At 72.7% G+C, this 21,481-nt stretch carries 19 protein-coding genes and 1 pseudogene; 10 read left to right on the forward strand and 10 right to left on the reverse strand.

Annotated elements, in window-relative coordinates; genetic code table 11:
• Window positions 1-71 precede the first annotated feature (71 nt).
• Genes B1L11_RS39980 through B1L11_RS39990 form a run of 3 tightly spaced genes read right to left on the reverse strand, consistent with a single transcriptional unit; the run spans window position 72 to window position 2,681 of the window.
• Window positions 72-806 carry a hypothetical protein gene (locus B1L11_RS39980; protein WP_079320428.1) on the reverse strand — a complete coding sequence of 245 codons (735 nt, stop codon included), beginning with the start codon at window positions 804-806 and terminating at the stop codon, window positions 72-74.
• Between the two features lie 37 nt (window positions 807-843).
• On the reverse strand, window positions 844-1,782 hold the full coding sequence (locus B1L11_RS39985; protein WP_079320429.1) for a carbohydrate kinase family protein: 939 nt from the start codon (window positions 1,780-1,782) through the stop codon (window positions 844-846).
• Window positions 1,779-2,681, reverse strand: a complete 903-nt coding sequence (locus B1L11_RS39990) for a pseudouridine-5'-phosphate glycosidase (protein ID WP_079320430.1) — start codon at window positions 2,679-2,681, stop codon at window positions 1,779-1,781. The genes B1L11_RS39985 and B1L11_RS39990 overlap by 4 nt, the downstream gene beginning before the upstream one ends.
• Window positions 2,682-3,038: 357 nt before the next feature.
• Here B1L11_RS39990 and B1L11_RS39995 point away from each other — a divergent pair, with 357 nt between their 5' ends.
• The 6 genes from B1L11_RS39995 to B1L11_RS40020 all read left to right on the forward strand — a co-directional run bounded on the left by B1L11_RS39995 (window position 3,039) and on the right by B1L11_RS40020 (window position 10,236).
• Window positions 3,039-4,565 (forward strand): NAD(P)/FAD-dependent oxidoreductase, encoded by a 1,527-nt coding sequence (locus B1L11_RS39995; protein WP_079320431.1) that lies wholly within the window; start codon window positions 3,039-3,041, stop codon window positions 4,563-4,565.
• A gap of 20 nt (window positions 4,566-4,585) precedes the next feature.
• Window positions 4,586-5,305 (forward strand): response regulator transcription factor, encoded by a 720-nt coding sequence (locus B1L11_RS40000; RefSeq protein WP_179155542.1) that lies wholly within the window; start codon window positions 4,586-4,588, stop codon window positions 5,303-5,305.
• Complete coding sequence (locus B1L11_RS40005) at window positions 5,302-6,735, forward strand: cell wall metabolism sensor histidine kinase WalK (protein WP_079320432.1); 1,434 nt, start codon at window positions 5,302-5,304, stop codon at window positions 6,733-6,735. The genes B1L11_RS40000 and B1L11_RS40005 overlap by 4 nt, the downstream gene beginning before the upstream one ends.
• 212 nt (window positions 6,736-6,947) lie before the next feature.
• Entirely contained in the window at window positions 6,948-7,976 is a 1,029-nt protein-coding gene (locus B1L11_RS40010) for a transporter substrate-binding domain-containing protein (protein WP_143737887.1), read from the forward strand.
• Window positions 7,966-9,027, forward strand: a complete 1,062-nt coding sequence (locus tag B1L11_RS40015; protein ID WP_079320434.1) for a hypothetical protein — start codon at window positions 7,966-7,968, stop codon at window positions 9,025-9,027. Before B1L11_RS40010 ends, B1L11_RS40015 begins: the two co-directional genes overlap by 11 nt.
• Window positions 9,028-9,351: 324 nt before the next feature.
• Window positions 9,352-10,236: a glycosyltransferase family 2 protein gene (locus B1L11_RS40020; RefSeq protein ID WP_079320435.1), complete on the forward strand. Its 885-nt coding sequence runs from the start codon at window positions 9,352-9,354 to the stop codon at window positions 10,234-10,236.
• Window positions 10,237-10,311: 75 nt separating this feature from the next.
• Here the strand turns inward: B1L11_RS40020 and B1L11_RS40025 are convergent, their stop codons facing one another.
• Window positions 10,312-11,433 carry a serine hydrolase gene (locus tag B1L11_RS40025; RefSeq protein ID WP_143737889.1) on the reverse strand — a complete coding sequence of 374 codons (1,122 nt, stop codon included), beginning with the start codon at window positions 11,431-11,433 and terminating at the stop codon, window positions 10,312-10,314.
• 481 nt (window positions 11,434-11,914) lie between these two features.
• On the opposite strand from B1L11_RS40025, the gene B1L11_RS40030 reads away from it, so the two are divergent.
• From B1L11_RS40030 to B1L11_RS40040, 3 genes are all read left to right on the forward strand, one after another.
• Window positions 11,915-13,087 (forward strand): bifunctional glycosyltransferase family 2/GtrA family protein, encoded by a 1,173-nt coding sequence (locus tag B1L11_RS40030; RefSeq protein ID WP_256863293.1) that lies wholly within the window; start codon window positions 11,915-11,917, stop codon window positions 13,085-13,087.
• Complete coding sequence (locus B1L11_RS40035; protein WP_079320437.1) at window positions 13,084-15,168, forward strand: glycosyltransferase family 39 protein; 2,085 nt, start codon at window positions 13,084-13,086, stop codon at window positions 15,166-15,168. Before B1L11_RS40030 ends, B1L11_RS40035 begins: the two co-directional genes overlap by 4 nt.
• 67 nt (window positions 15,169-15,235) lie before the next feature.
• Window positions 15,236-15,652, forward strand: a complete 417-nt coding sequence (locus B1L11_RS40040) for a bacterioferritin (protein WP_079320438.1) — start codon at window positions 15,236-15,238, stop codon at window positions 15,650-15,652.
• A 92-nt stretch (window positions 15,653-15,744) separates the two neighbouring features.
• Here B1L11_RS40040 and B1L11_RS40045 read toward each other — a convergent pair whose 3' ends face one another.
• On the reverse strand, window positions 15,745-16,863 hold the full coding sequence (locus B1L11_RS40045; protein ID WP_079320439.1) for an FAD-dependent monooxygenase: 1,119 nt from the start codon (window positions 16,861-16,863) through the stop codon (window positions 15,745-15,747).
• Between the two features lie 84 nt (window positions 16,864-16,947).
• Between B1L11_RS40045 and B1L11_RS40050 the strand changes: the two genes are divergently transcribed.
• Window positions 16,948-17,439 (forward strand): TetR/AcrR family transcriptional regulator, encoded by a 492-nt coding sequence (locus tag B1L11_RS40050; protein WP_079320444.1) that lies wholly within the window; start codon window positions 16,948-16,950, stop codon window positions 17,437-17,439.
• A gap of 113 nt (window positions 17,440-17,552) precedes the next feature.
• On the opposite strand, the gene B1L11_RS40055 is transcribed toward B1L11_RS40050, so the two are convergent.
• The 5 genes and pseudogenes from B1L11_RS40055 to B1L11_RS49090 all read right to left on the reverse strand — a co-directional run.
• Complete coding sequence (locus B1L11_RS40055; RefSeq protein WP_256863294.1) at window positions 17,553-18,374, reverse strand: helix-turn-helix transcriptional regulator; 822 nt, start codon at window positions 18,372-18,374, stop codon at window positions 17,553-17,555.
• Between the two features lie 91 nt (window positions 18,375-18,465).
• The gene (locus tag B1L11_RS47570) at window positions 18,466-18,621 is read right to left on the reverse strand and encodes a hypothetical protein (protein WP_179155543.1); all 156 of its coding nucleotides are present in this window, start codon (window positions 18,619-18,621) and stop codon (window positions 18,466-18,468) included.
• Window positions 18,622-18,661: 40 nt separating this feature from the next.
• The gene (locus B1L11_RS40060) at window positions 18,662-20,410 is read right to left on the reverse strand and encodes an acyclic terpene utilization AtuA family protein (RefSeq protein ID WP_079320441.1); all 1,749 of its coding nucleotides are present in this window, start codon (window positions 20,408-20,410) and stop codon (window positions 18,662-18,664) included.
• Window positions 20,411-20,435: 25 nt separating this feature from the next.
• Window positions 20,436-21,236, reverse strand: a complete 801-nt coding sequence (locus B1L11_RS40065) for an enoyl-CoA hydratase-related protein (RefSeq protein ID WP_179155544.1) — start codon at window positions 21,234-21,236, stop codon at window positions 20,436-20,438.
• A pseudogene (locus B1L11_RS49090) lies at window positions 21,233-21,481 on the reverse strand (hypothetical protein); the annotation flags it as partial. The gene B1L11_RS40065 and the pseudogene B1L11_RS49090, both read right to left, overlap by 4 nt.

The raw sequence follows: 21,481 nt of genomic DNA on the forward strand, positions 1-21,481 counted from the left end.
CGCGACGACCATGACGCCCGGCGCGAATGGCAGGAGGTCCTGGATCAGCTCGGCACCACACCGGAGCACACTTACGGGCTATGGGCGTCTCGGCGGCCTGTCCGGGCGCCGGCGCGGCGGGCCGGGCGAACGGCTGCGAGGTGGTCCCCGGGGCGGCGACCTGCGGGAAGGGCTGGGAGGAGGTCCCCGCCTGGGGGAACGGCTGCGAGGTCGTCCCGGGTGCGGCCTGGCGGGAACGGCTGCGAGGTCGTCCCGGGTGCGGCCTGGGGGACGGGCTCGGAGGCGGGACCGGCGGGCGCCTGTGCCTGTGCCTGGACCTGTGCCGGGGTCGCGGGCTTGCCTCCCGCGAGCGCCTGCTCGGGCCGACCGGACGCCAGCTCGCTCTCCAGGCGCCCGAACACCTCCCGGAACACCGTGGTCAGGAGGACCTCGGGCGACGCGGGAGCGGCCGGGGCCTGGAGATCGCACGGCGTGAGGCGGCGCAGCCGATACCACCCGCCGAGGTGGTTGACCACCGTGCGTACGGGATCGGGCCAGCCGGGCATGGCCGGGTCCACGGTGTGCACCTGGAGCGCCGGGAGCAGGTCGGTGAGGGGCAGGTGATCCCAGCGGCCGACGGCGAGGCGGGCGAGCCGCTCGCAGAGCCAGTCAACGCCGGTCGCCCGCATCGCGCGGCCGATCCCGACGGAGGCCCACCAGCCGCCGGGCAGGCGCGGGTCGGCCAGCATCTCGGCCACCTGCTGAGGACGGCTCCAGCGCAGGGCCGGGACCAGGTCGCTCAGGCAGATCGTTGACTCGGCGTCCATCGGTATGACCGCACCCTCCCGAGAGTGACGCATGTTGCTAATGGTGCAGCTTACGCCGCAAACCAGCAATTGGTGTCAATAGGGTAAAGTTCCCAGGATCCGGCCGGGCGCCGACCTGCGCGACCGCCGCCGCGCCCGCCTCACATCCCTTGCGCAGGGCTTCCTCGGGTGTGTTCCCGGCCATCGAGGCGACCAGGAACCCGGCGGCGAACGCGTCTCCCGCGCCCGTCGAGTCGACCACCTCCGCCGAGGGCGCGGCCGCTCTGGCGACTATACGGCCATCGCGGGCCAGCAGGGCACCGCCGGCCCCGAGCTTGACCACCGCCGTGCCGTAGTGGGCGCTGAGCGTGCGGGCCGCCGCCTCGGGATCCGCGGCGTCCGCGAGCAGCAGCGCCTCCTCCAGGTTGGGGATCACGACGCTCGCCGGGGCGGTCTCGCGGAGGAACCGCTCGGTGCCGAACGCGCGCAGGGGCCCGCAGGAGGCCGGATCGACGCTGACGGGGATCCCGCGCCCGCCGGCCTCGCGCATGGCGAGCTGCACGAGTTCCAGGCCCGGCTCGGCGAACATCGTGTACGCCGACAGGTGCAGGTGCCCGACCCCGTCGAGCAGGTCCGGCGTCCAGTCGCCGACCCCGATGTGGGCGCTCGCCCCGCGGTTGGTGAGCATGGACCGCTCCCCGGTGGAGTCCACCATGGCGATCACCACGGCGGAGGGCCGCTCCGGGTCGATCCGCAGGTGCGGCCGGACCCCGGCCTTGGTCAGCTGGGCCGCGTGCCACTCGCCGGTGTCGTACCCGGCCCGCGCCAGCAGGCGGGTGTCGGCGCCGAGCCGGGCGGCCCAGGAGGCGGTGTTCGCCCCCGAGCCGCCCGGGCGCAACGCGATGTCGGCGGGCGTGTCGGTGCCGGTGGCCGCGGGGCCGTCGTGCAGCGCGACGACGTCGGTGACCACGTCGCCGATCACCAGCAGACCGCTCACCCGGCCGCCCAGGCGGCCGCGATCTCCCCGGCCAGGCGGGTGTTGCCGCGTACGGCCGCGAGGTTGGCCTCCAGCGACGCGCCACCCGTGCCCTCGACCAGATATTCCAGCAGGAACGGGGTGATGGCCTGCCCGGTGACCCCGCGCTCCTCGGCGGCGCGCAGGCCCTCCGCGAGCACCCGGTCGTGCAGGTCCGGGTCGAGCTGGAGATCGGCCGGAACCGGGTTGGCCACGATCAGCGCCGTGTCCAGCCCGCCGAGCGTGTCCTGGGCGCGCATGATGCCGGCGGCCTCCTGCGGCGTCTCGACGCGCCAGTCGACCGGCTCTCCGGAGCTGTGCAGGTAGAAGCCGGGAAACTCGTCGGTCCGGTAGCCGACGACCGTGACCTGCTTGGTCTCCAGCCGCTGGAGCGTCGCGGGCACGTCGAGGATCGACTTCACCCCGGCGCACACGACCGTGATCCTGGTGCGGCTGAGCGTGTCGATGTCGGCGGATTCGTCCTGCACCGTGGTCCAGCCGCGGTGGACGCCGCCGAGACCCCCGGTGGCGAACACCCGCACACCCGCCCTGGCGGCCAGGAACGAGGTGCCGGAGACGGTCGTGGCTCCGCTCAGCCCGAGCGCGGCGGCCGGGGCGAGGTCGCGGAAGCCGAGCTTGCGCAGGCCCGGCTCGGTCGCGATCCGCTCCAGCCCGTCCTTGTCCAGGCCCACCCGGGGGACGCCGTCCAGCACCGCCACCGTCGCCGGCACGGCCCCCGCCTGCCGGACGAGGTCCTCCAGTTCGAGGGCGACCTGGAGGTTGCGGGGCTGGGGAAGCCCGTGGGAGATGATGGTGGACTCCAGGGCGACGACCGGACGGCCGGTGGCCAGCGCCTCGGCGACCTCATCGGAAACGCGCATGTCTCTCCTGTGTTTCCCGCTCACCATCGGTGCGCTCACTTCCGCCGTCTTCCCTCGTCGCGCTCTGGTCGCTTCGCTCCCGCGCGCTCCTCAGTCCAGACCGGCGGCGCGCCCCTCCGGATCGCTCGGTTTGTTTCCCGCTTGGGGTTCTTTCGTTGGCGGAGGATTGTCCGCTTCGGCATATTCTGCCCGGGTCTTGCGGGGGATCTTGCGATACGTTGCGGGCATCCGCTCAGGTCCGCCGACGCCACATCCTCCCGTCACCCCTCAAGACCCTCCCACGCCCGCCGCCACGACCCGCCGACGGCCCGCATACAACCGCGACACCGAGCCACGTACGACCGGGGAGAACGCTCCATGTCACGCTCGCACTACGACGTCGTCATCGCCGGCGCCGGGCACAACGGCCTCGTCGCCGCGGCCTACCTCGCCAGGGCCGGGCGCAGCGTGCTGGTCCTGGAACGCCTCGGCCACGTGGGCGGCCTCGCCGTGTCGGCCCGCGCGTTCCCCGGCGTGGACGCGCGGCTGTCGCGCTACTCCTACCTGGTCAGCCTGCTGCCCACGAAGATCGTGAAAGACCTCGGGCTGCGCCTCGGCCTGCGCCGCCGCCGCTTCGCCTCCTACACCCCGGCCGGCGACACCGGACTGCTCGTGGACAACGAGGACGCCGCGCGCACCGCCGCCTCCTTCGAGGCGGTCACCGGGGGACGGCACGACCTGGAGGCCTGGGAGCGGTTCTACGGGATGACCGCCCACGTGGCCAGGCGGGTCGCGCCGACGCTGCTCGAACCGCTGCGCGGCCGTACGGCCCTGCGGGAGGTCGTGGGGGACGACGAGGCGTGGCGCGACCTGTTCGAACGGCCCATCGGCGAGGTCGTGGACGAGCGGTTCGCCGACGACACGGTGCGCGGGGTCGTCCTCACCGACGCCCTGATCGGCACCTTCGCCGATCCGGCCACCGACCTGCTGGCCAACCGGTGCTTCCTCTATCACGTCATCGGCGACGGCACGGGCGACTGGAACGTGCCGGTCGGCGGCATGGGCGCGGTGACCACCGAACTCGCCGAGGTCGCCCGGCGGCACGGCGCCGAGATCCGCACGGCGGCCGAGGTGCTGGCGATCGACCCCGGTATCGGGGAGGTCACGTTCGACGACGGCGCGGAGCATGCGGTGACCGCGGGGAGGGTGCTGGCCAACCTGCCGCCCGCCGTGCTCGCCCGGCTGCTCGGGGAGACGCCCGAGCGGCCCGAGGGCGCCCAGCTGAAGATCAACATGGTGCTGTCGCGGCTGCCCCGGCTGCGCGACCCCGCGGTGGACCCCGCCGAGGCGTTCAGCGGCACCTTCCACATCAACGAGAGCCGCGACCAGCTCGCCGCGGCGTACGCGCAGGCCGCCGCGGGGAAGGTGCCGGACCTGCCGCCCGCGGAGGTCTACTGCCACTCGCTCACCGACCCCTCGATCCTTGGCCCGGAGCTGCGGGAGGCGGGGGCGCACACGATGACGCTGTTCGGCCTGCACATGCCGGCGCGCCTGTTCGCCGACCCGGCGGCCAAGCGGGAGGCGCTGGCCCGCACGCTCGCCTCGATGGACTCCGTGCTCGCCGAGCCCATCGAGGACTGCCTGCTGCGCGCACCCTCGGGCGAGCCCTGCCTGGAGGTCAAGACCCCGCTCGACCTGGAGCGGGACGCGGGCCTGCCCGGCGGCCACATCTTCCACCACGACCTGTCCTGGCCGTACGGCGAGGAGGGCGACCACGGTCCGTGGGGCGTGGAGACGGCGCACGAGCGGGTGCTGCTGTGCGGCGCGGGCGCCCGGCGCGGCGGTGGTGTCAGCGGCATCCCCGGTCACAACGCCGCGATGGCGGTCTTAACGGAACCTTCATGACGCTCGGGTAGCTTGTGCCGGTGCGTGAGGAATCGGCGAAACTGCTGGTAGTGGACGACGAGCCCGCCCTCAGGGAGGCGCTGCGCAGCAGCCTGGAGTTCGAGGGCTACACGGTCGAGACCGCCGCCGACGGGCTGACCGCGCTCGACCTCCTCGACCGCGGGGCACAGAACGGGGGCGCGTACGACGCGGTGCTCCTCGACGTCATGATGCCCCGGCTCGACGGGCTGACCGCCTGCCGCCGGCTGCGCGCCTCGGGCAACCGGCTCCCCGTCCTCATGCTGACCGCGCGCGACGCCGTCGGCGACCGCGTCTCCGGTCTGGACGCCGGGGCGGACGACTACCTGGTGAAGCCGTTCGAACTCGACGAGCTGCTCGCCCGGGTGCGGGCGCTGCTGCGGCGCGGCGGGCAGTACGCGCAGAACGACAGCGGCGGCGACGTCCTCGCCTTCGGCGACCTGCGCATGGACACCGTGAGCTGGGAGGTCACCAGGGCAGGCCGCAGGCTCGACCTCACCCGCACCGAGCACCTGCTGCTCGAACTGTTCCTCACCCACCCCCGCCAGGTGCTCACCCGCGAGCAGATCCTGCGAGAGGTGTGGGGCTTCGACTTCGAGCCGTCGTCGAACTCGCTCGACGTGTACGTGATGTACCTGCGGCGCAAGACCGAGGCGGGCGGGCTGCCCCGCCTGATCCACACCGTGCGCGGCGTGGGCTACGTGCTCCGGTCGTCGCCGTGAGACGGCGTTCGCTCCGGTCCCGGCTCACGCTGCTGATCGCGGCCGCGGTCGCCCTGGCCGTCGCGGTGGCGGCGGCGGTGTGCTGGCTGCTCGTCCGCGGCGAGATGCGCGGCCAGATCGTCGGCTCGATCACGCACCTGCAGCCGCCGGCGCAGCAGGTCGGGTTCGCGCTGCGGGACTGCGCCGGTCAGGGACGCAGGGAGGGCCACCCGAGGCCCGACTGGGACCCCTCCGGGCGCAGCTGGCAGGTCGTCCTGGCGGACGGCTCGGTGTGCGTCGCGTCCGGTTCCACGCAGGTGACGCCGACGGCGCGGGAGCGGGCGATGGCCGTCTCCGGCGGCACGCCCGTGCTGCGCGACGCGGTCACCACCGACGGCACCTCCGTGCTCGTCTACACCTTCAGGTATGAGCCGCGCCTCGGCGGCCCGCCCGGGGACGCCGCGCAGTTCGCGGAGCCGCCCCTGCCGCAGGGCCCGGTGACGGTCAGCGTGTTCCGCTCCACCGCGGAGATGGACCAGACGCTCCGCATCCTCGCCCTCGTCTTCGGCTCGGTCTGCGTGCTCGGCGTGCTCGGGGCCGCCGTGGCCGGCCTCTGGCTGGCCCGTACGGCCCTGCGCCCGGTGGGGCGGCTGACCCGCGCGGTCGAGCACGTGGCCAGGACGGAGGACCTGAGTGTGACGATCCCGGTGGAGGGGGAGGACGAGATAGCCCGCCTCAGCCGGTCGTTCAACACCATGACCGCCGCCCTGTCCAGCTCCCAGGAACGCCAGCGTCGGCTCGTCGCCGACGCCGGGCACGAGCTGCGCACCCCGCTGACGAGCCTGCGCACCAACATCGACCTGCTGTTGCGCAGCGAGAACACCGGCCGCGCCATCGAGCCCTCGGCCAAGCGGCGGCTGCTGACGAACGTCAAGGAGCAGTTCGAGGAGATGTCGAGCCTCATCGGCGACCTGCTCGAACTGTCGAGGAAGGCGGAGAGCGGCGAGCTGTCGTCCGACATCGACCTGCACGAGGTGGTGGCGTCGGCGGTCGAGCGGGCCAGGCGGCGCGGCCCCGGGCTGCGCTTCGACGTCGACCTGGAGCCGTGGCAGGTCCACGGGGACGCCCGGGGTTTGCAGCGGGCCGCGGTGAACGTGCTCGACAACGCCGTGAAGTTCAGCCCGCCCGGGGGCCTGGTGACCGTGCGGCTCAAGGGCGGCGTGCTGACCGTGCGCGACGAGGGTCCGGGCATCCCCGAGGACGAGCTGCCGCACGTCTTCGAGCGGTTCTGGCGCTCCCCGTCGGCGCGCAGCCTGCCCGGCTCGGGTCTCGGCCTGTCGATCGTGGCGCAGGCCGTACGGGACGCCGGGGGACGGGTCGCGATCGAGAACGCGCCCGGCGGCGGCACGCTCGCCACGGTCGAACTCCCCGGGACCTCTCCGGACGCCTGACCCGGCCGGTTCGTGCCGCGGATGCGGCCCGAGCCGGCCGTGGCGACTCTCGACGTGCACGACTTGCTCACGGGGGTTCTCGCTTTCCGGAATCACTGGCTGAAAGGGAATACCCTTTTCCGAATGATCTCCGGGAAAATGGTGGGCTGGACGGTGCGACGGAGGCAGTTCCGGTGAGGTTAGGGAAGCGATTCGGACGGCAGCCGCGGAGGGTGCAGCCCGAAACGGAACCCGCTGCGCCGATCGCCGAGCCGATGCCGGCGCCGGGGACGACCGAACCGACTGCTCGCCGCCGAGGAGACTGGCTGCGGCTGTACGGCTGGCTGGCCGCCATCCTGGCCGCGGTTCTGGTCGGCGGCTACATCGTTGTCGCCCCCGGGCCGCCGACAGAGGCCGAGTTACGCGAGCAGGCCCGGCTGACGGGGAAGAAGAAGCTCTTGATCGGGGTGAAGGACGACACTCCGGGCATCGCCCTGCGCGACAAGACCGGCGCGTTTTCCGGCTTCGACATCGACATCGCCTACATGATCGCCGGCGAGCTCGGTTTCCGGCCCGAGCAAGTGGAGTTCCTGTCCATCGAGACCGAGGACCGGGCCCGCCGCCAGGCCACCGACGCCAGCGGGAACTTCGTCACCGTCGACCTGGTGGTGGCGACGTTCAGCATCACCCCCGCTCGGTTGCAGGATCCGTCGGTCGGCTTCTCCAGCCCTTATCTGTTCACCGAGCAGTCGGTGGTGACACGGGCCGACCATCCCCGAGTGACCTCCCTCGGCCAGCTCAACGGCGAGAAGGTCTGCACCCTCGGCACCTCGACCTCGGAGAATCCGCTGGTCGAGAGCGGTGCCAAGGTGACCGCCGAAAACAAGATCAGCGCCTGCTTCGAGGGGCTGGAGAATCACCTGTACGACGCCGTCAGCACGGACGCCGCGATCATGGCCGGGTTCGTCGCCCGGTCCGGCGGGAAGTTCAGACACCACGACATCGGGCTGGAGAAGACCGAGATGTGGGGGGTGAACGCGGGCACCAACACCGCCCTGCGCACCCTGGTCGAGCTCGCGTTGTACCGCTCCTATGCCGACCCCCAGAACAGGATGTGGGAAGAGGCCTACGACCGGCATATCCGCCCGCTGCTGGCGGCGAATCCGGGGGTGAACGTGGCCCAGAGCACCCAACCGTGCGTGAAGGCCCCGGAGGTTCGCCGCTGGCCGTGGCAGCGAGCCCTTTCGGACGATGGCTGCTGACGCCGGGAACACCGGCAGGGTCCGCGCGCCGCAGCGCAACCAGGAGTGGGTGCTGACGCTCCTGCCCGCCTTCCCGCTGGTGCTGCTGGTGATGCGGCTGTGGTACGCCAGCCGGCAGGACACGCAGACGCTGCTGCTGCTCGTGCAGTACGTCAGCCCGCTCGGTCTGCTCACCACGGTGCTGCTGACGCTTGTTTGGGTGCTGCCCGCCGTGGTGCTGGCCGGCCGGGTGCTCGGGCCGCTGTACCGGCTCAGCACCCGGCGCTCCGTCTGGGTGGCGCGGGCCGCCGACCGAGTGCCCGACTGGGTGGTCGCGGTGGCCGTGGGCGTCGGGCTGCTCGGCTGGCAGCTCCGTTTCCTGCCGACTCTGCTCATGCTCGCGCTCGCGGTGGCCGGGCTGACCGTGCGGGAACGCCGCCCACTGGACCACGCGTGGATCCGGGCCGTCTGCCTGGTGCTGCCGGTGCTCTCCGGCGTGCTCGTCCTCCTGGTGCTCCGTCCGGCGATCATGCAGGCACTGGAACAGGGCGACGTCTCCACACTGATCCTGCTCACCACACCTCCGGTGCTCGCCCCGCTGGTCACCGGGCCGGTCCCCGCGCCCGCCGCGCCACTGGTGGTGCACGGCCTGACCTGGACGCTCGCCGTGCTCTTTCCGGTGGTGGCCGGAGTGGTGGTGCTGCGCTCGCCGATCCTGCCGCTCACGGCCGTGGAGATCGCCGCCGAACCGGACGGCGGGGCCGAACAGGTCACGATCGGCTATGTGATCGCCAGCGACGACCGTCTCGTCACCATCCTCGAACGCTCCGGCACGGTCCGCTTCGTACGCAACGACCTGCTGGTGTCCCAGGTGCTTTGCCCGGAGCCGGGCGCGGTCCCGCACACCACCGTCCACCTTCATGAGTGGAACGTCGAGCAGAACGCCCTTTCCTGGCTGGCTCCCGCGCCCGTGGCGATCCCGCCCGACTCCCGCTGCGAGGGCCGTCCCGCGACCTTGGACGACCTCACCCCGGACGAGGCCGCCGTTTCCGCGGGCGGTCAGGAGGAGTGAGCAGGGCGCTCCGGTGGGGGACCACCGTGGCGCGGCTCAAGCGCGCGGAACGCCCTCCGGTCATCTTCAGCCTGGGCGGCCTCTCGCGCCTCCAAGGGATGCCCCTCACGAGGCCCTGGAACCGTGGCGGTTCTGGCGCTCGCCGTCGGCGCGCAGCCTGCCCGGCTCCGGTCTCGGCCTGTCGATCGTGCCCGGGCGTCCCCGATTCGCCGGAATACGCAGGTGACGACCACTAGGGTGGCGGGTTGAACGCGACGGGAACGACGCATGACGAGATCCCGCTCACTCAACCACATGCCGAGCCCGTCCGGGAGACGCGACAGGATGACCAGCCCGAAGGCCACCGTCGACGTGGTGGTGCTCACCATGAACGACCGGCCCGAGCCGTTCGAACGGGCCATGGAATCCCTCCTGGCCCAGCGGGACGTCGACCTGCGCGTGGTCATCGTCGGCAACGGCGTACAGCCTGATCACGTGCCCGCCGGGGTCCGTACAGTGGTCCTGCCCGTCAACGAGGGCATCCCCGCCGGGCGGAACGCCGGCGCCGACGCCCTCGCCGGGCCGGACGCCGGCGAGTTCGTCTTCTTCCTCGACAACGACGCCGTCCTGCCCGCCACCGACACCCTCGCCCGGCTCATCGCCGTCGCCCGCCGCCACCCCGGGGCGGCGTACATCCAGCCGCGCATCGCCGATCCCGGCACCGGGGTCACGCTGCGCCGCTGGGTGCCTCGCCTGCGCGCCGGCACGGCCACCCGGCCGGGCACCATCACCGTCATGGCCGAAGGCGTCGTCCTCATCCGCCGCGCCGACTACGAGCAGGCCGGCGGATGGCCGGGACACTTCTTCCTCTTCCACGAGGGCGTCGACCTGAGCTGGCGGCTGTGGGACCTCGGGCGCACCGGCCACTACGCGCCGGACGTCGTCATCCACCACCCCGCGACGAACCCCGCCAGGCACGCCCCCTTCTACCGCCTCGTCGCGCGCAACCGGGTGTGGCTCGCCTACCGCCGGCTCCCCGCCCCGCTCATCCCCGTCTACCTCGCCGTCTGGACCGTGGTCAGCATCGCCAGGATCCGCTCCCGCGCGAACCTCGCCGTCTGGTTCCGTGGGCTGCGCGAGGGCCTGAAGGGCGGGCACGGGCAGCGCAGCCCCATGTCCTGGGCCACGGTGGCGCGGCTCACCCCTGCGGGCCGTCCCCCGATCGTCTGACCGGCGATCCGGATCCGTGGCGGGGGCCGCGCCGGGGCATCGGCCGGGTGCAGGCCCGGCCGTGGAGCGCGCGCGTTATCGCTGCGGAGGGCAGAGTGCCGAGGTCAGCAGGGCCATGGCCGCTCGCTTCCGATCGTCGGAGTACGGGGTCATCGACAGTGCGAGCTGGCGCGTGCCGTCGGGGGAACTGAACGCCACCGTCGAATAGCCGTTCGTGCCACCGCCGTGGCCGTACGCGACGCCGCAGGGCAGAGAGGCCACCTCGAGTCCCAGCCCGTACTCCATGGCACCGCCAGGATCCTTCATCTCCTTCAGCAGAGCGGGCCCGAGCAACTCGCCGCCCAGCAGGGCGCGGTAGAACCGGTTGAGGTCCGCGGTGGTGGAGATGATCGAACCGGCCGCGCCGGCCACCGTCGCGTTGAATCGCGTGACGTCGACGGGGACGACCTCGCCGCCCTCGACGACCCGCACATAGGCGTGCGGGTGCGCGCCCGGCACCTCGGGGGACGTGCCGGGCAGAAGGGTGTGCCCGAGTCCCAGCGGCCGCAGGATCCGCTCCCGGATCTCGCTCGCGTACGGCCTGCCGGTGACCCGCTCGATCAGCATGCCGAGCACGATGTAGTTCGTGTTGGAGTAGCCGAACCTGGTTCCCGCAGGGAACTCGTGCGGGTGTTCCTCCGCCCGTTCCACCAGCTCCCTGGCGGTCCAGGTGCGGTAGCGGTCCTTGAGGACGCCGTCCTCGTCGAACAGGCCGGTCGCGTACTCCGGAATGCCGCTCGTGTGCTGGAGGAGGTTCCTGACCGTGATCGTGCCGCCCTGGCCGACGAGTCCCGGCAGCCACTGCTCCACGCTGTCGGACAGCTCCAGCTTCCCTTCTCCCACGAGCTGGAGCACCACGGTGGCAGTGAACGACTTGGTCACGCTTCCCGCACGGAAGCGGCCGTCCGCCCCTGGCCGGCTGGGGGCGGTCGATCCTCGCCCTGCCTGCGGCTCCCCCGCCAGGTGGTGCTCCCGTCGCGGACCTCGGCGATCGCGGCGACCGCTCCCCCCGGCCACGATCCGGTCCAGCAGTTTCTGCAGGCCCGGCCGGCTGTTATGACGCGGCTCGACGGCCGCGGCGGCCGGCGCGGCGAGCGCCGCCGGCATCGAGACGCTCATGCACAGGGCGACGGCGGTGTGGATGTGTCGTGGTTTCACGTTGCTCCTTCGATCCGCGGAGTCCGGGCTCCCGGTTCCGCGGCACCACGATCGGACGTACGAGGGAGCCCCGCATCAGAGGGATCACCCACGAAACCCTGGTCACGGCCCGGGCGGTCTCCTCCGCGAGCAGGAGGCACCTCCGGCCGATGGAGCGAGGGTGCCACGGCCGATCGGAGGAGGTGCCGTCGCCGTCCGGGCGGCGGCACGGCAAGGCTCCGGCCGAAGCCCGCGCCCGTACGGCGGCAACCCGGGCGGCTGGGAGGAGCGCCCGGCCGAGAGCGCCCCGCCGCGCCAGGCTGCCGTGGGCGCAATTCATGCGGGGTTAAGGAACGCCTCAGGGCCGTCCCATGCCCGCCCGCGAGCGTGGGCCCATGAGCGAGCGAAGCGAGCGACTCAATAGGCACAGCGCGATTTGCGCCGACGTCATCGGCGCGCCTCCGGCGCGACGCCACTCCGAGCCGTCGGGCGAGGAGGCGGCATGAGCATGACGATGGTTTCCGGGCCGGCGGCGGGGGCGTCCCGCAGGACCCGCCTGGTCGAGGTTGTCGTTCCCGTGTACAACGAGGAACGGGTCCTGGCCGCGAGCGTGGGGCGGCTGCACGCCTACCTGAGCGGCGACTTCCCGTACGGCTTCCGCGTGACGATCGCCGACAACGCGAGCACGGACGGCACGTGGACGATCGCCCAGCGGCTGGCCCGGGAGCTGCCGGGGGTGCGGGCCGTCCACCTCGACCAGAAGGGCCGGGGCCGGGCGCTGCGGCGGGTGTGGGAGTCCAGCGACGCCGACGTGGTCGGCTACATGGACGTGGACCTGTCGACCGACCTGGACGCGTTCCTCCCGCTGATCGCGCCGCTGATGACCGGCCACAGCGACCTGGCGATCGGGACGCGCCTGTCCCCGTGGTCCAACGTGGTGCGCGGCCCGAAGCGTGAGATCATCTCCAGGTCGTACAACCTACTGCTGCGCTCGCTCATGGGGGCGCGCTTCTCCGACGCGCAGTGCGGGTTCAAGGCGGCCCGCACCGAGGTCGTGCAGGCCCTGCTGCCCGCCGTGCAGGACGAGGCGTGGTTCTTCGACACCGAGCTGCTGCTGCTGGCCGAGCAGCACGGGCTGCGCATCCACGAGGTGCCGGTCGACTGGGTGGACGACCCCGACAGCCGGGTGGACATCGTCAGGACGGCCGTGGACGACCTCAGGGGCATGTGGCGGGTCGCCCGGGGGAGCCTCGCGGCCCCCGCCCCGCCGCCGTCCCGGACGTCGGTGCGCACGCAGATCCCCACGTTCGCGGTGATCGGGGCGATCAGCACCGTGGCGCACCTGGCGCTGTTCTGGCTGCTGCGCTCGGTGCTGCCGCCCGTGGCGGCCAACGCCATCGCGTTGTTCGTCACCGCCGTCGCCAACACCGCGGCCAACCGCCGCTTCACCTTCGGCGTACGGGGCCGGGCGGGGGCCCTGCGGCATCACCTCGGCGGGCTCGTCGCGTTCGTCGCGGGCCTCGCGCTGACCAGCGGCGGCCTGGCCGCGCTGCCCGGCGGCGCGTCACGGGCGGCCGAGCTGGCCGCCGTCATCGTGGCGAGCGGCCTCGCCACCCTGCTGCGCTTCCTGCTCCTGCGATCCTGGGTCTTCGCGCCCCGGAAGGACTCCCGATGACCCTCCTCGCCTCCGTGACCCCGATAAGCCACCGGGGCCCGGCGGACAGGGTGACCCCGCTCCTGCGCTGGGGGAAGTGGGCCGTCCTCGTCCTCGCCTCCGTGCTCTACACGTGGGCGCTCGGCCGCAACGGGTACGCCAACGACTACTACGCCGCCGCGATCTACTCCGGCACGAAGAGCTGGAAGGCGTTCTTCTTCGGGGCGCTGGACGCCGGGTCGTACATCACGGTCGACAAGCCGCCCTTCGCGCTGTGGGTGATGGGCCTGCCGGCCCGGATCTTCGGGTTCGGCACGTGGAGCATGCTGCTGCCGCAGGCGGCTGCCGGGGTGGCGTCGGTCGCCCTGGTCCACTCCGCCGTACGGCGGGCGCTGCGCGGGCTCGGTGCACGTGCGGCCGGGGCCGCGGCCCTGCTGGCGGCGCTCGTCATGACGCTGACCCCCATCACCGTGGCCATCAACAGGGACAACAACCCCGACACCGTCCTGGTGCTGCTGCTGGTCGCGGCCGGATGGTGCTGCCTGGAGGCGATCCGCACCGGGCGCCTGCGCACGTTGCTGGTCACCGCCGTGCTGGTGGGCCTCGCCTTCAACACCAAGATGCTCCAGGCGTACCTCGTGCTGCCGGCGTTCGCGCCGACCTACCTCTACGCCGCGCCGGGGACGTTCGTACGCCGGATCGGGCGCCTCCTGGCCGCCGGGGCGGTCCTCGTGGTCACCAGCGGATGGTGGATGGTCGTGGTCGACCGGTGGCCCGCGTCCTTGCGGCCGTACATCGGCGGCAGCACGGACAACACCGTCTGGGACCTGGTGATCGGGTACAACGGCCTGGGCCGGATCTTCGGCGGCGAGGGCAACGGCGGCGGCCCGGGAAGACTTCCCGCCGATGTCCCTGAAGGCGTGACGCGGGCCTTCGGCGGCGGCCCGGGTGGTGGCGCCGACGGCGGCTTCGGCGGGGCCTCGGGCGCGGGCAGGCTGTTCAACGATGTCATGGCGGGACAGATCTCCTGGCTGCTCCCGTTCGCCGCCGTGGCGCTCGTCTGCGGCCTCGTCCTGGTCGCCAGGCCGGGCCCCGGGCCGTCGAAGGACACGGGGAAGGACGCGGTGCGCGCGTCGCTGCTGCTATGGGGCGGCTGGCTCGTCGTCCACTACGCCGTCTTCAGCTTCTCCAGCGGCACCTTCCATCCGTACTACACGACCGCGATGGCTCCCGCGGTCGCCGCGCTGACCGGCATCGGCGGCGTGCTGATGTGGCGGGCGGCACGCGCCTCGGCCGTCTGGCGGCTGATCCTGGCCGCCGCGGTCGCCGTGACCGGGGCCTGGTCGTTCGTCGTGCTGCGCCGTACGCCGGAGTTCGTGCCGTGGCTCGCCTGGGCCGTCGTGGCCGGCACGGCGGTCGCGGTGCTCGCCCTGGTGGTCCATCGCCAAGGCGCGGCGCGCGCCGCCACGGCGATCACGGTGGTGGCGCTGGCTGCGGCGGTCGCGGCCGGGCTGGCCGGTCCGGCGGCGTACGCGGTGACGCCGCTGGGCGCGGCGGTGAACGGCAGCAACCCCACGGCGGGGCCTTCGCAGGGCATGGGAGGACCCTTCGGCCGCGCCGGCTTCGGCGGCCCCGGCGGAGTGGGCGGCATGAACCCGCCAGTGGGGAAGGACGGGAACGCGCAGGAGGGGAATACGCAGGAGGGGAACCGGCAGCAGGGCGGACGCGGCATGCGCGGTCCCGGCGGCCAGGTGGACGCGGCGATGGCGGCGTACCTGAAGCGGAACAAGGGGAGCGCCACCTGGCTGGTGGCGGTGGACAGCGCGCAGAGCGCGTCGTCGCTGATCTTGTCCACCGGCGAGCCGGTCATCGCGATGGGCGGGTTCACCGGGTCCGACCCGGCGATGACGGTCGAGAAGCTGCAGCGGTACGTGGCCGAGGGGAAGCTCGCGTACATCCTGATCGGCGACGGCGGTTTCGGGCCCTCTCGCGGCGCGAGCTCGGAGGTCACCGCATGGGTGAAGGCGCACGGCACGCAGGTCCAGGCCACGGAATACGGGGGCACGGACGGTAGCGGCTCCTCGCTCTACAAGCTGGGCTGACGGCGTTCGGCCGCCTCCTCAGCGGGTACGTGATGGGCCTTCCGAGCCGACCGACGAAAGGACTCCCATGGACACGGAGGGCTTCATCGCCCTGCTCAACGAGGACCTGGAGAGCGAGTACCGCTCGATCGTGCAGTACGTGCAGCACGCGGCCACGATCAAGGGCGCGGAGTACCTGTCGATCATCGAGGAGCTCAAGCAGCACCTCGGCCAGGAGCTCAACCACGCGAGCACCCTGGCCGAGCAGATCGACTTCCTCGGCGGCGTCCCGAGCGTCCGCGTTCCCGAGGTGCCGGTGGCGACCGACGGCGCCGACGCCCTCCGGCTCGACCTGGAGTTGGAGCAGGAGCAGCTGCGCCGCTACCGCGAGCGCGTGGAGCAGGCCCAGGAGCTCGGCCTGAGCGACGTGGCCGAGGCGCTGCGCCCGCTGTTGCAGCAGACCCAGGACCACGTCATGGACCTGCAGACCGCCCTGGGGAAGTGACGGGCGGCCGCGGGGGAGTGAGGCGGGACGGTCGCGGCCGGGGCGGGCCGCGACCCGTCCCGCACCCGGAGTGCCGAGGAGGACGAGGGGCGCTACGCGCTGTGCACGCCCGCGGGGGCGCTTCCACCGCCGCCGAACATCGTCGCGGCGGTCTCCTGGCCCAACGCCTGGTTCTCCGCCACGTAGGGCCGCAGTTCCGCCTCGTACGCGGCGAAGGCGGCCGCGTGGTCGCCGCCCGCCGAGGCCAGGGCGCGTGCCAGCGTCCGGGCGCCGATCAGCGCCTGTGAGGTGCCCATGCCGCTGGTCGGCGCGGCGCAGTACCCCGCGTCGCCGACCAGGGCGATCCGGCCCGACGACCAGCGGTCCAGGTGGACCTGGCAGGTAGAGGAGAAGTAGAAGTCGTCGGCCTCGCTCATCGCCTCCAGCAGCCGGGGCACCAGCCAGCCGCGCCCGGCGAAGGCCGCCCGCACCGCCTGCTCCTGCTCGTGCCGGGGCCGCCTGTCGAGTGCGGGTGAGTCGGTGGAGAAGGAGAGGCTGACCGTGAGCCGGTCGGCGTCTCCCGCGCTGAGCAGGAAGATCGCCCTGTCCTTGCCGTGCTGCAGCATTCCGCTGCGGTGCAGGCCGAGATGGTTCTCGGTGCTGAAGCCGGCACCCGAAAGGCCCAGGTGCCGAACCGCCTCGGCGTGCGGGCCGAAGGCCAGCCGCCTGACCTTCGAGTACACGCCGTCGGCGCCGAACACCAGGTCGAACTCGCGGGTGGCGCCGCTTTCGAACTCGACCGTCACTCCAGACCCGTGGACCCCGGACCCGTGGACGCCGGGCTCGTGCTGGGTCAGCGCGCTGATCGAGTCGTCGAACACGTACGTCACGTCGTCGGCGGTGATGCGGTGCAGGATGCGGGTCAGCTCCCGCTTGGGCACCTCCAGCTCACCGGCGAACGCCTCGGCGGGCAGGCGCCCGATCTCCGCGCCCTCCTCGTCGATCAGGATGGTGCCGCTCATTCTCGTGTCGTGTTCGCGGAGCTCGGAGAGGATGCCCATCTCCTCCAGCACGTCGAACGCCGCGCCCCGGAAGTCCACGGCGTAGCCGCTGTCGCGCAGGTCCGGCGCGCGCTCGACCACCGTCACCTCGTGGCCGTCACGGTGCAGGAAGTAGGCAAGGGCGGGTCCGGCCACGCTCGCACCCGAGATCAGAACCTTCGTCGTGGTCATGGCACGACCGTAGCCCGGATTTGTCCATTTGGTCAAACCGTTTGGATAAACCATTTGGTCAAACAATCCGGTATGCTGCGCGGCATGGGAAACCGAGAGGATCTGCTGGCCGGGGCCAAGCGGTGCCTGATCGAACGCGGCTGGGCGCACACGACCGTCCGCGACATCGCCTCGGCCGCCGGAGTCAGCCACGCCGCCATCGGCTACCACTTCGGCTCCAAGGACGCCCTGCTCACCCAGGCCCTGGTGGAAGCGGTCGACGAGCTCTCCCAGGAACTCGCCTCCCGTACGCCGTCCGGCAAACCCGAGGATGGCTGGCAGGCGCTGATCGACAGCTTCACCACTCATCGGGCGTTGTGGGTGGCCCAGCTCGAGGCCGTGGTGCAGGCCGAGCGGTCACCGGAGGTACGCGAGCACCTCGCCAAGGGGCAGCGCGAGGGGCGGGAAGGACTCGGCGGTTCGGTGCCGCTCGCCCTGCTGACCGGCCTGATGCTGCAATGGCTGGTGGATCCGGACCAGGCGCCCAGCGGCGCGGAGGTGATCGCCGGGCTTCGCGCGCTCGCCGCCGAGCTCTGACCGGCTCAGTGGCCTCCGGGCCCACGGGCCCACCGGCGGCGCCTCGCGGTGGGCGTACGGCGGCCGGATCGGCGCGGCGCACAGTTCAGGCGGCGCAGTTCAGGTGGCGCAGTTCAGCTCGGCCGGGCGTAGTCGTCGAGGGCGCGCACGATCAGCGCCCTCGCCTCGTCACGGAAGGCCGCCACCTCGCAGAACTCCTCGAACGCCTGCGCGTAGAAGGCGACGTCCTCGGCGTCGCGCAGCAGCAGGTCCCTGGTCCTGGTCGCCACTCCGACCATACAGTCGTCGTAGATCCAGAACGAGTTCATCAGCGCCGACGGCAACTGCGCCTCGAAGGGGAGCAGCCCGAACTCCACGTTCGGCAGCGTGGTCACCGCGATCAGCCGGTCGAGCTGGCCGCGCATCACGTCCGGCGGCGCGAGCCGGTAACGCAGCACCGCCTCCGGCATGACGAACCGGAACCGCCGTGACGGGTCGTACAGGATCTCCTGGCGCCGCATGCGGACGCGGATCGCGTCGTCCACGTCGTCGGTGGACTCGTACACCCGCCTGACCTTGCCGAAGATGTGCCGGGCGTACTCGGTGGTCTGCAGCAGGCCGATCACCACGCCCGGCTCGAAGGCCCGGAACAGCCGCGTGCGCGCCTCCATGTCGCGGACGTCCTCCTGCAGCGCGGCGAGGCCGTTCCTGTGCCGCTGGCGCCAGGAGTCATGCCGCTTCAGCAGGCCGGCCGCCTGCCGGATCAGGCCGTCGATCGTCTGCGGGTCGGCGTCCACGGCCTTCCCCCACAGGGCCACGTCGTCCTCGGTCGCGGTCTGGCGGGCGTTCTCGATCCGCGAGACCTTCGACGGCTGCCAGCGCAGCCGCTCGGCGAGGTCCTTCCCGGACAGACGGGCGTTCTCCCGCAACCGGCGTAGCTGGGCTCCCAGGTCCATGCGGGCCTGATGGAAACCGCTCAATGCCACCTCCGGCCGTGGTGCGGTCCAAGGTAGACCCGGCACGCCGGATCATGCCAGAGGGAAGCTCTCAACGGCGATCGGGCAGGACCCGCAGGGCGATCTCGGCGCGGGCCTCGCGGTCCACGACCTCCAGGCCCTGGACGACGATCGTGCCGCGGTCGGTCTCGTAGAGGGAGGGACAGGCCCCCGCCTCCGACGTGGAGCCGAGAAAGCGCAATCGCATGTCCTTCCCCCCAATTCGCACCGATCGCGCGCAATCCTAGTCAGGAGGGAACGGGCACGCACACGGCGCGGAGACGCTCGCCGAGCGCCTTCGCCTGGGCGTCGAGGAGCGGGCTGGCCGCGACGCCTCTGCCCAGCAGTCCGTGGACGACGAAGTTGAGCGCGTGCAGGTTCGGCAGCGCGAACCGCTCGATCGGCAGGTCGCCGACCTCCGGCAGCAGGTCCCTGAGCCGGTCCACGGTCAGGAACGCCGCGAGCCACGGATACCGGGCGGGGTCGCGCGCCCAGACGCCGAGGTTGGCGTCGCCGCCCTTGTCGCCCGAGCGGGCGCCGACGACCGTGCCGAGCGGCGCGACCGGCCCGGCCGTGAGATCCCCCGCGTACGGCGGAACCGCGGCGCCGGCCGCGTCGCCGGGGGGCGGCCCGCCCGCCTGTTCGCCCAGCACCGGGCCCGGCGGCGGCAGGTGCGGCACCTCGACGCGGACTCCGTCCACGGTCACCACCGGGAGCACGGTCCGCGGGTCGGCCGACGAGGGCCAGTAGACGCCGTAGGGGGAGGCGTCGCCGGGCGGCGTCAGGCCGTAGAAGCCGGGGTAGCTCGCCAGGCCGGTCTCCACCACGGCGGAGGAGAACGCCCGCCCGGCCCTGCTCGGATCGGGGTCCATGACCGTGATCCGCAGCAACGCGGTCCCGGCGTCGCCCCCGCTGTTCACCTCTGCACCCCCGCCGCTCTCGGCCGCGCCCAGGGGGGTCAGCTCCACGTGGACCTGCTCGAACGACTCGCGGGGGACGCGCGCCCAGACCGCCTCCTGCGCGATCCGGGCCTTGGCCGCGATGTCGAGGCCGGTCAGCACGAGCGTCATCGTGTTGCGATAGCCGCCGAGGTAGGTGACGGCGACCTTCAGCGTGTCCGGCGGGGGCTCGCCGCGCACTCCCGTGATCCTGACCCGGTCGGGCCCCTCCTGCTCCAGCCGGATGGTGTCGAACCGGGCGGTGACGTCCGGCCCGAGGTAGCGGGGCGAGGCGATCTCGTACAGCAGTTGCGCGGTCACGGTGCCGGTCGAGACCAGCCCGCCGGTGCCGGGGTGCTTGGTGATCACGCTCGACCCGTCGGCGTACAGCTCGGCGATGGGGAAGCCGCAGTGGGCGAGGTCCGGCACCTCCTCGAAGAAGGCGTAGTTGCCGCCGGTCGCCTGGCAGCCGCACTCGATCACATGCCCGGCGACGACGGAACCGGCCAGCGGGTCGAGGTCGCCAGGTTCCCAGCCGAACCACCACATGCCTGGCCCGGTGACCAGCGCCGCGTCGGTGACCCGCCCGGTGACGACGACGTCCGCGCCGTGCTCCAGCGCCACCGCGATCGGCCGGCCGCCGAGGTAGGCGTTGGCGGTGAGCGGGGTCGCCCGCAGGGTCTCGCCCGTGTCCGCGTTGACCGGCGGCTCGGCGAGCGGCATGAGGTCGTCGCCGGTGACGTGGGCGACGGCCGCGCGCAGCCCGAGCCGGTGGGCCAGGGCCGAGACCGCCTCCGCGCAACCGGCCGGATCGAGGCCGCCCGCGTTGGCGACGACTCTGATTCCCCGGTCGAGACAGGTGCCGAGGACCTGCTCCATCTGGGTGAGGAACGTACGGGCGTAGCCGGGGCGGCCCTTGAGCCGGTTGCCGGCGAGGATCGACATGGTGAGCTCGGCCAGCCAGTCACCGGTCAGCACGTCGATCGGCCCGCCTTCGACCATCTCCCGGGCGGCCGACAGCCGGTCGCCGTAGAAACCGCCGCAGTTCGCGACCCGCACCGGTCCCGGCCGCCGGCCTCCGCCGTCATCGCCCGGCTTCCGCGGCCGGGGCCTCGGAGGGAACCCAGGCGGCGGGCCGCTTCTCCGCGAACGCCCGGATGCCCTCCTGCCCCTCCTGTGAGGTGAAGCGCTCGGCCGACAGGGCGGCCATCGCGCGGAACCCCTCATCGACCGGCAGCAGCGGCACCTCCCGCACGAGCCGCTTGGTGATCGCCAGCGCCTCGGGGCCGCCGCGCAGCAGCATGCCGGTGTAGTGCGCCACGGTCGCGTCGAGGTCCTCCTCCGGGACGGCCCGGGTCAGCAGGCCGATCTCCACCGCCCGTTCGGCGGTGAAGACCTCTCCGGTCAGGAAGTACTCGGCCGCGGCCCGGGGCTCCAGGCGGCGCAGGCAGGTGACCGCGATCATCGCGGGGACCACGCCGAGCCGCACCTCGGTGAAGGCGAACGACGCGGTCACCGGGGCTACGGCGAAGTCGCAGGCCGCCACCAGGCCGAGGCCGCCCGCTCGCGCCGTGCCGTTCAGGCGGCACACGACCGGCTTCGGGCTCTCCCAGATCCGCAGCATGATGTCGGGGAACGACGCGGTGACCGGCGCCCCTCCGCCGCGCTGCTCCTTCAGGTCGGCGCCCGCGCAGAACACCGGTCCCGTGCCGGTCAGCACGACGACCCGTACGGCGGGCTCGTCCAGCGCCCACGACAGGGCGTCGTCGAGCTGCCGCAGCAGCCGGGACGACAAGGCGTTGCGGTTGTGCGGCGAGTCGAGCGTGATCGTGGCCACGCCGCCCGCCTGCTCCCGGCGGACCAGCACCTCCTGGGGTTCGCTCACGGCCGCATCGCCTCCCCGCCGATCTCCCTGCCGATCTCCCTGCCGATCTCTGGGCCGCCTGGCGTGCCCGGGTCCGCGCCTGTCTCGGTGGCGGAAGGAACGCCGGCCCCCAGGCCCGGCTGCGGGCCGGTTGCCGTTCCCGGATGCCCGTCCGTGTCCGTTCCCGGCGGCGCGCCCGTCTCCGGGCTCGTCTCCGGCCGGCCTTCCGCGCCGGGATGTTCGCCGCGGCCCGGGTCCGGACCCGG

The sequence above is a fragment of the Microbispora sp. GKU 823 genome (assembly GCF_002027145.1).
GTDB lineage: Bacteria > Actinomycetota > Actinomycetes > Streptosporangiales > Streptosporangiaceae > Microbispora > Microbispora siamensis.

What these genes read in the sequence shown, in the direction of transcription:
- B1L11_RS47570 (WP_179155543.1), bottom strand. Translation starts at nt 18,621, where the DNA reads ATGCGATTGCGCTTTCTCGGCTCCACGTCGGAGGCGGGGGCCTGTCCC.
- B1L11_RS40030 (WP_256863293.1), top strand. Translation starts at nt 11,915, where the DNA reads ATGAGCATGACGATGGTTTCCGGGCCGGCGGCGGGGGCGTCCCGCAGG.
- B1L11_RS40050 (WP_079320444.1), top strand. Translation starts at nt 16,948, where the DNA reads ATGGGAAACCGAGAGGATCTGCTGGCCGGGGCCAAGCGGTGCCTGATC.
- B1L11_RS40020 (WP_079320435.1), top strand. Translation starts at nt 9,352, where the DNA reads ATGACCAGCCCGAAGGCCACCGTCGACGTGGTGGTGCTCACCATGAAC.
- B1L11_RS40035 (WP_079320437.1), top strand. Translation starts at nt 13,084, where the DNA reads ATGACCCTCCTCGCCTCCGTGACCCCGATAAGCCACCGGGGCCCGGCG.
- B1L11_RS39990 (WP_079320430.1), bottom strand. Translation starts at nt 2,681, where the DNA reads ATGCGCGTTTCCGATGAGGTCGCCGAGGCGCTGGCCACCGGCCGTCCG.
- B1L11_RS40045 (WP_079320439.1), bottom strand. Translation starts at nt 16,863, where the DNA reads ATGACCACGACGAAGGTTCTGATCTCGGGTGCGAGCGTGGCCGGACCC.
- B1L11_RS39980 (WP_079320428.1), bottom strand. Translation starts at nt 806, where the DNA reads ATGGACGCCGAGTCAACGATCTGCCTGAGCGACCTGGTCCCGGCCCTG.
- B1L11_RS39995 (WP_079320431.1), top strand. Translation starts at nt 3,039, where the DNA reads ATGTCACGCTCGCACTACGACGTCGTCATCGCCGGCGCCGGGCACAAC.
- B1L11_RS40055 (WP_256863294.1), bottom strand. Translation starts at nt 18,374, where the DNA reads ATGGACCTGGGAGCCCAGCTACGCCGGTTGCGGGAGAACGCCCGTCTG.
- B1L11_RS40040 (WP_079320438.1), top strand. Translation starts at nt 15,236, where the DNA reads ATGGACACGGAGGGCTTCATCGCCCTGCTCAACGAGGACCTGGAGAGC.
- B1L11_RS40015 (WP_079320434.1), top strand. Translation starts at nt 7,966, where the DNA reads ATGGCTGCTGACGCCGGGAACACCGGCAGGGTCCGCGCGCCGCAGCGC.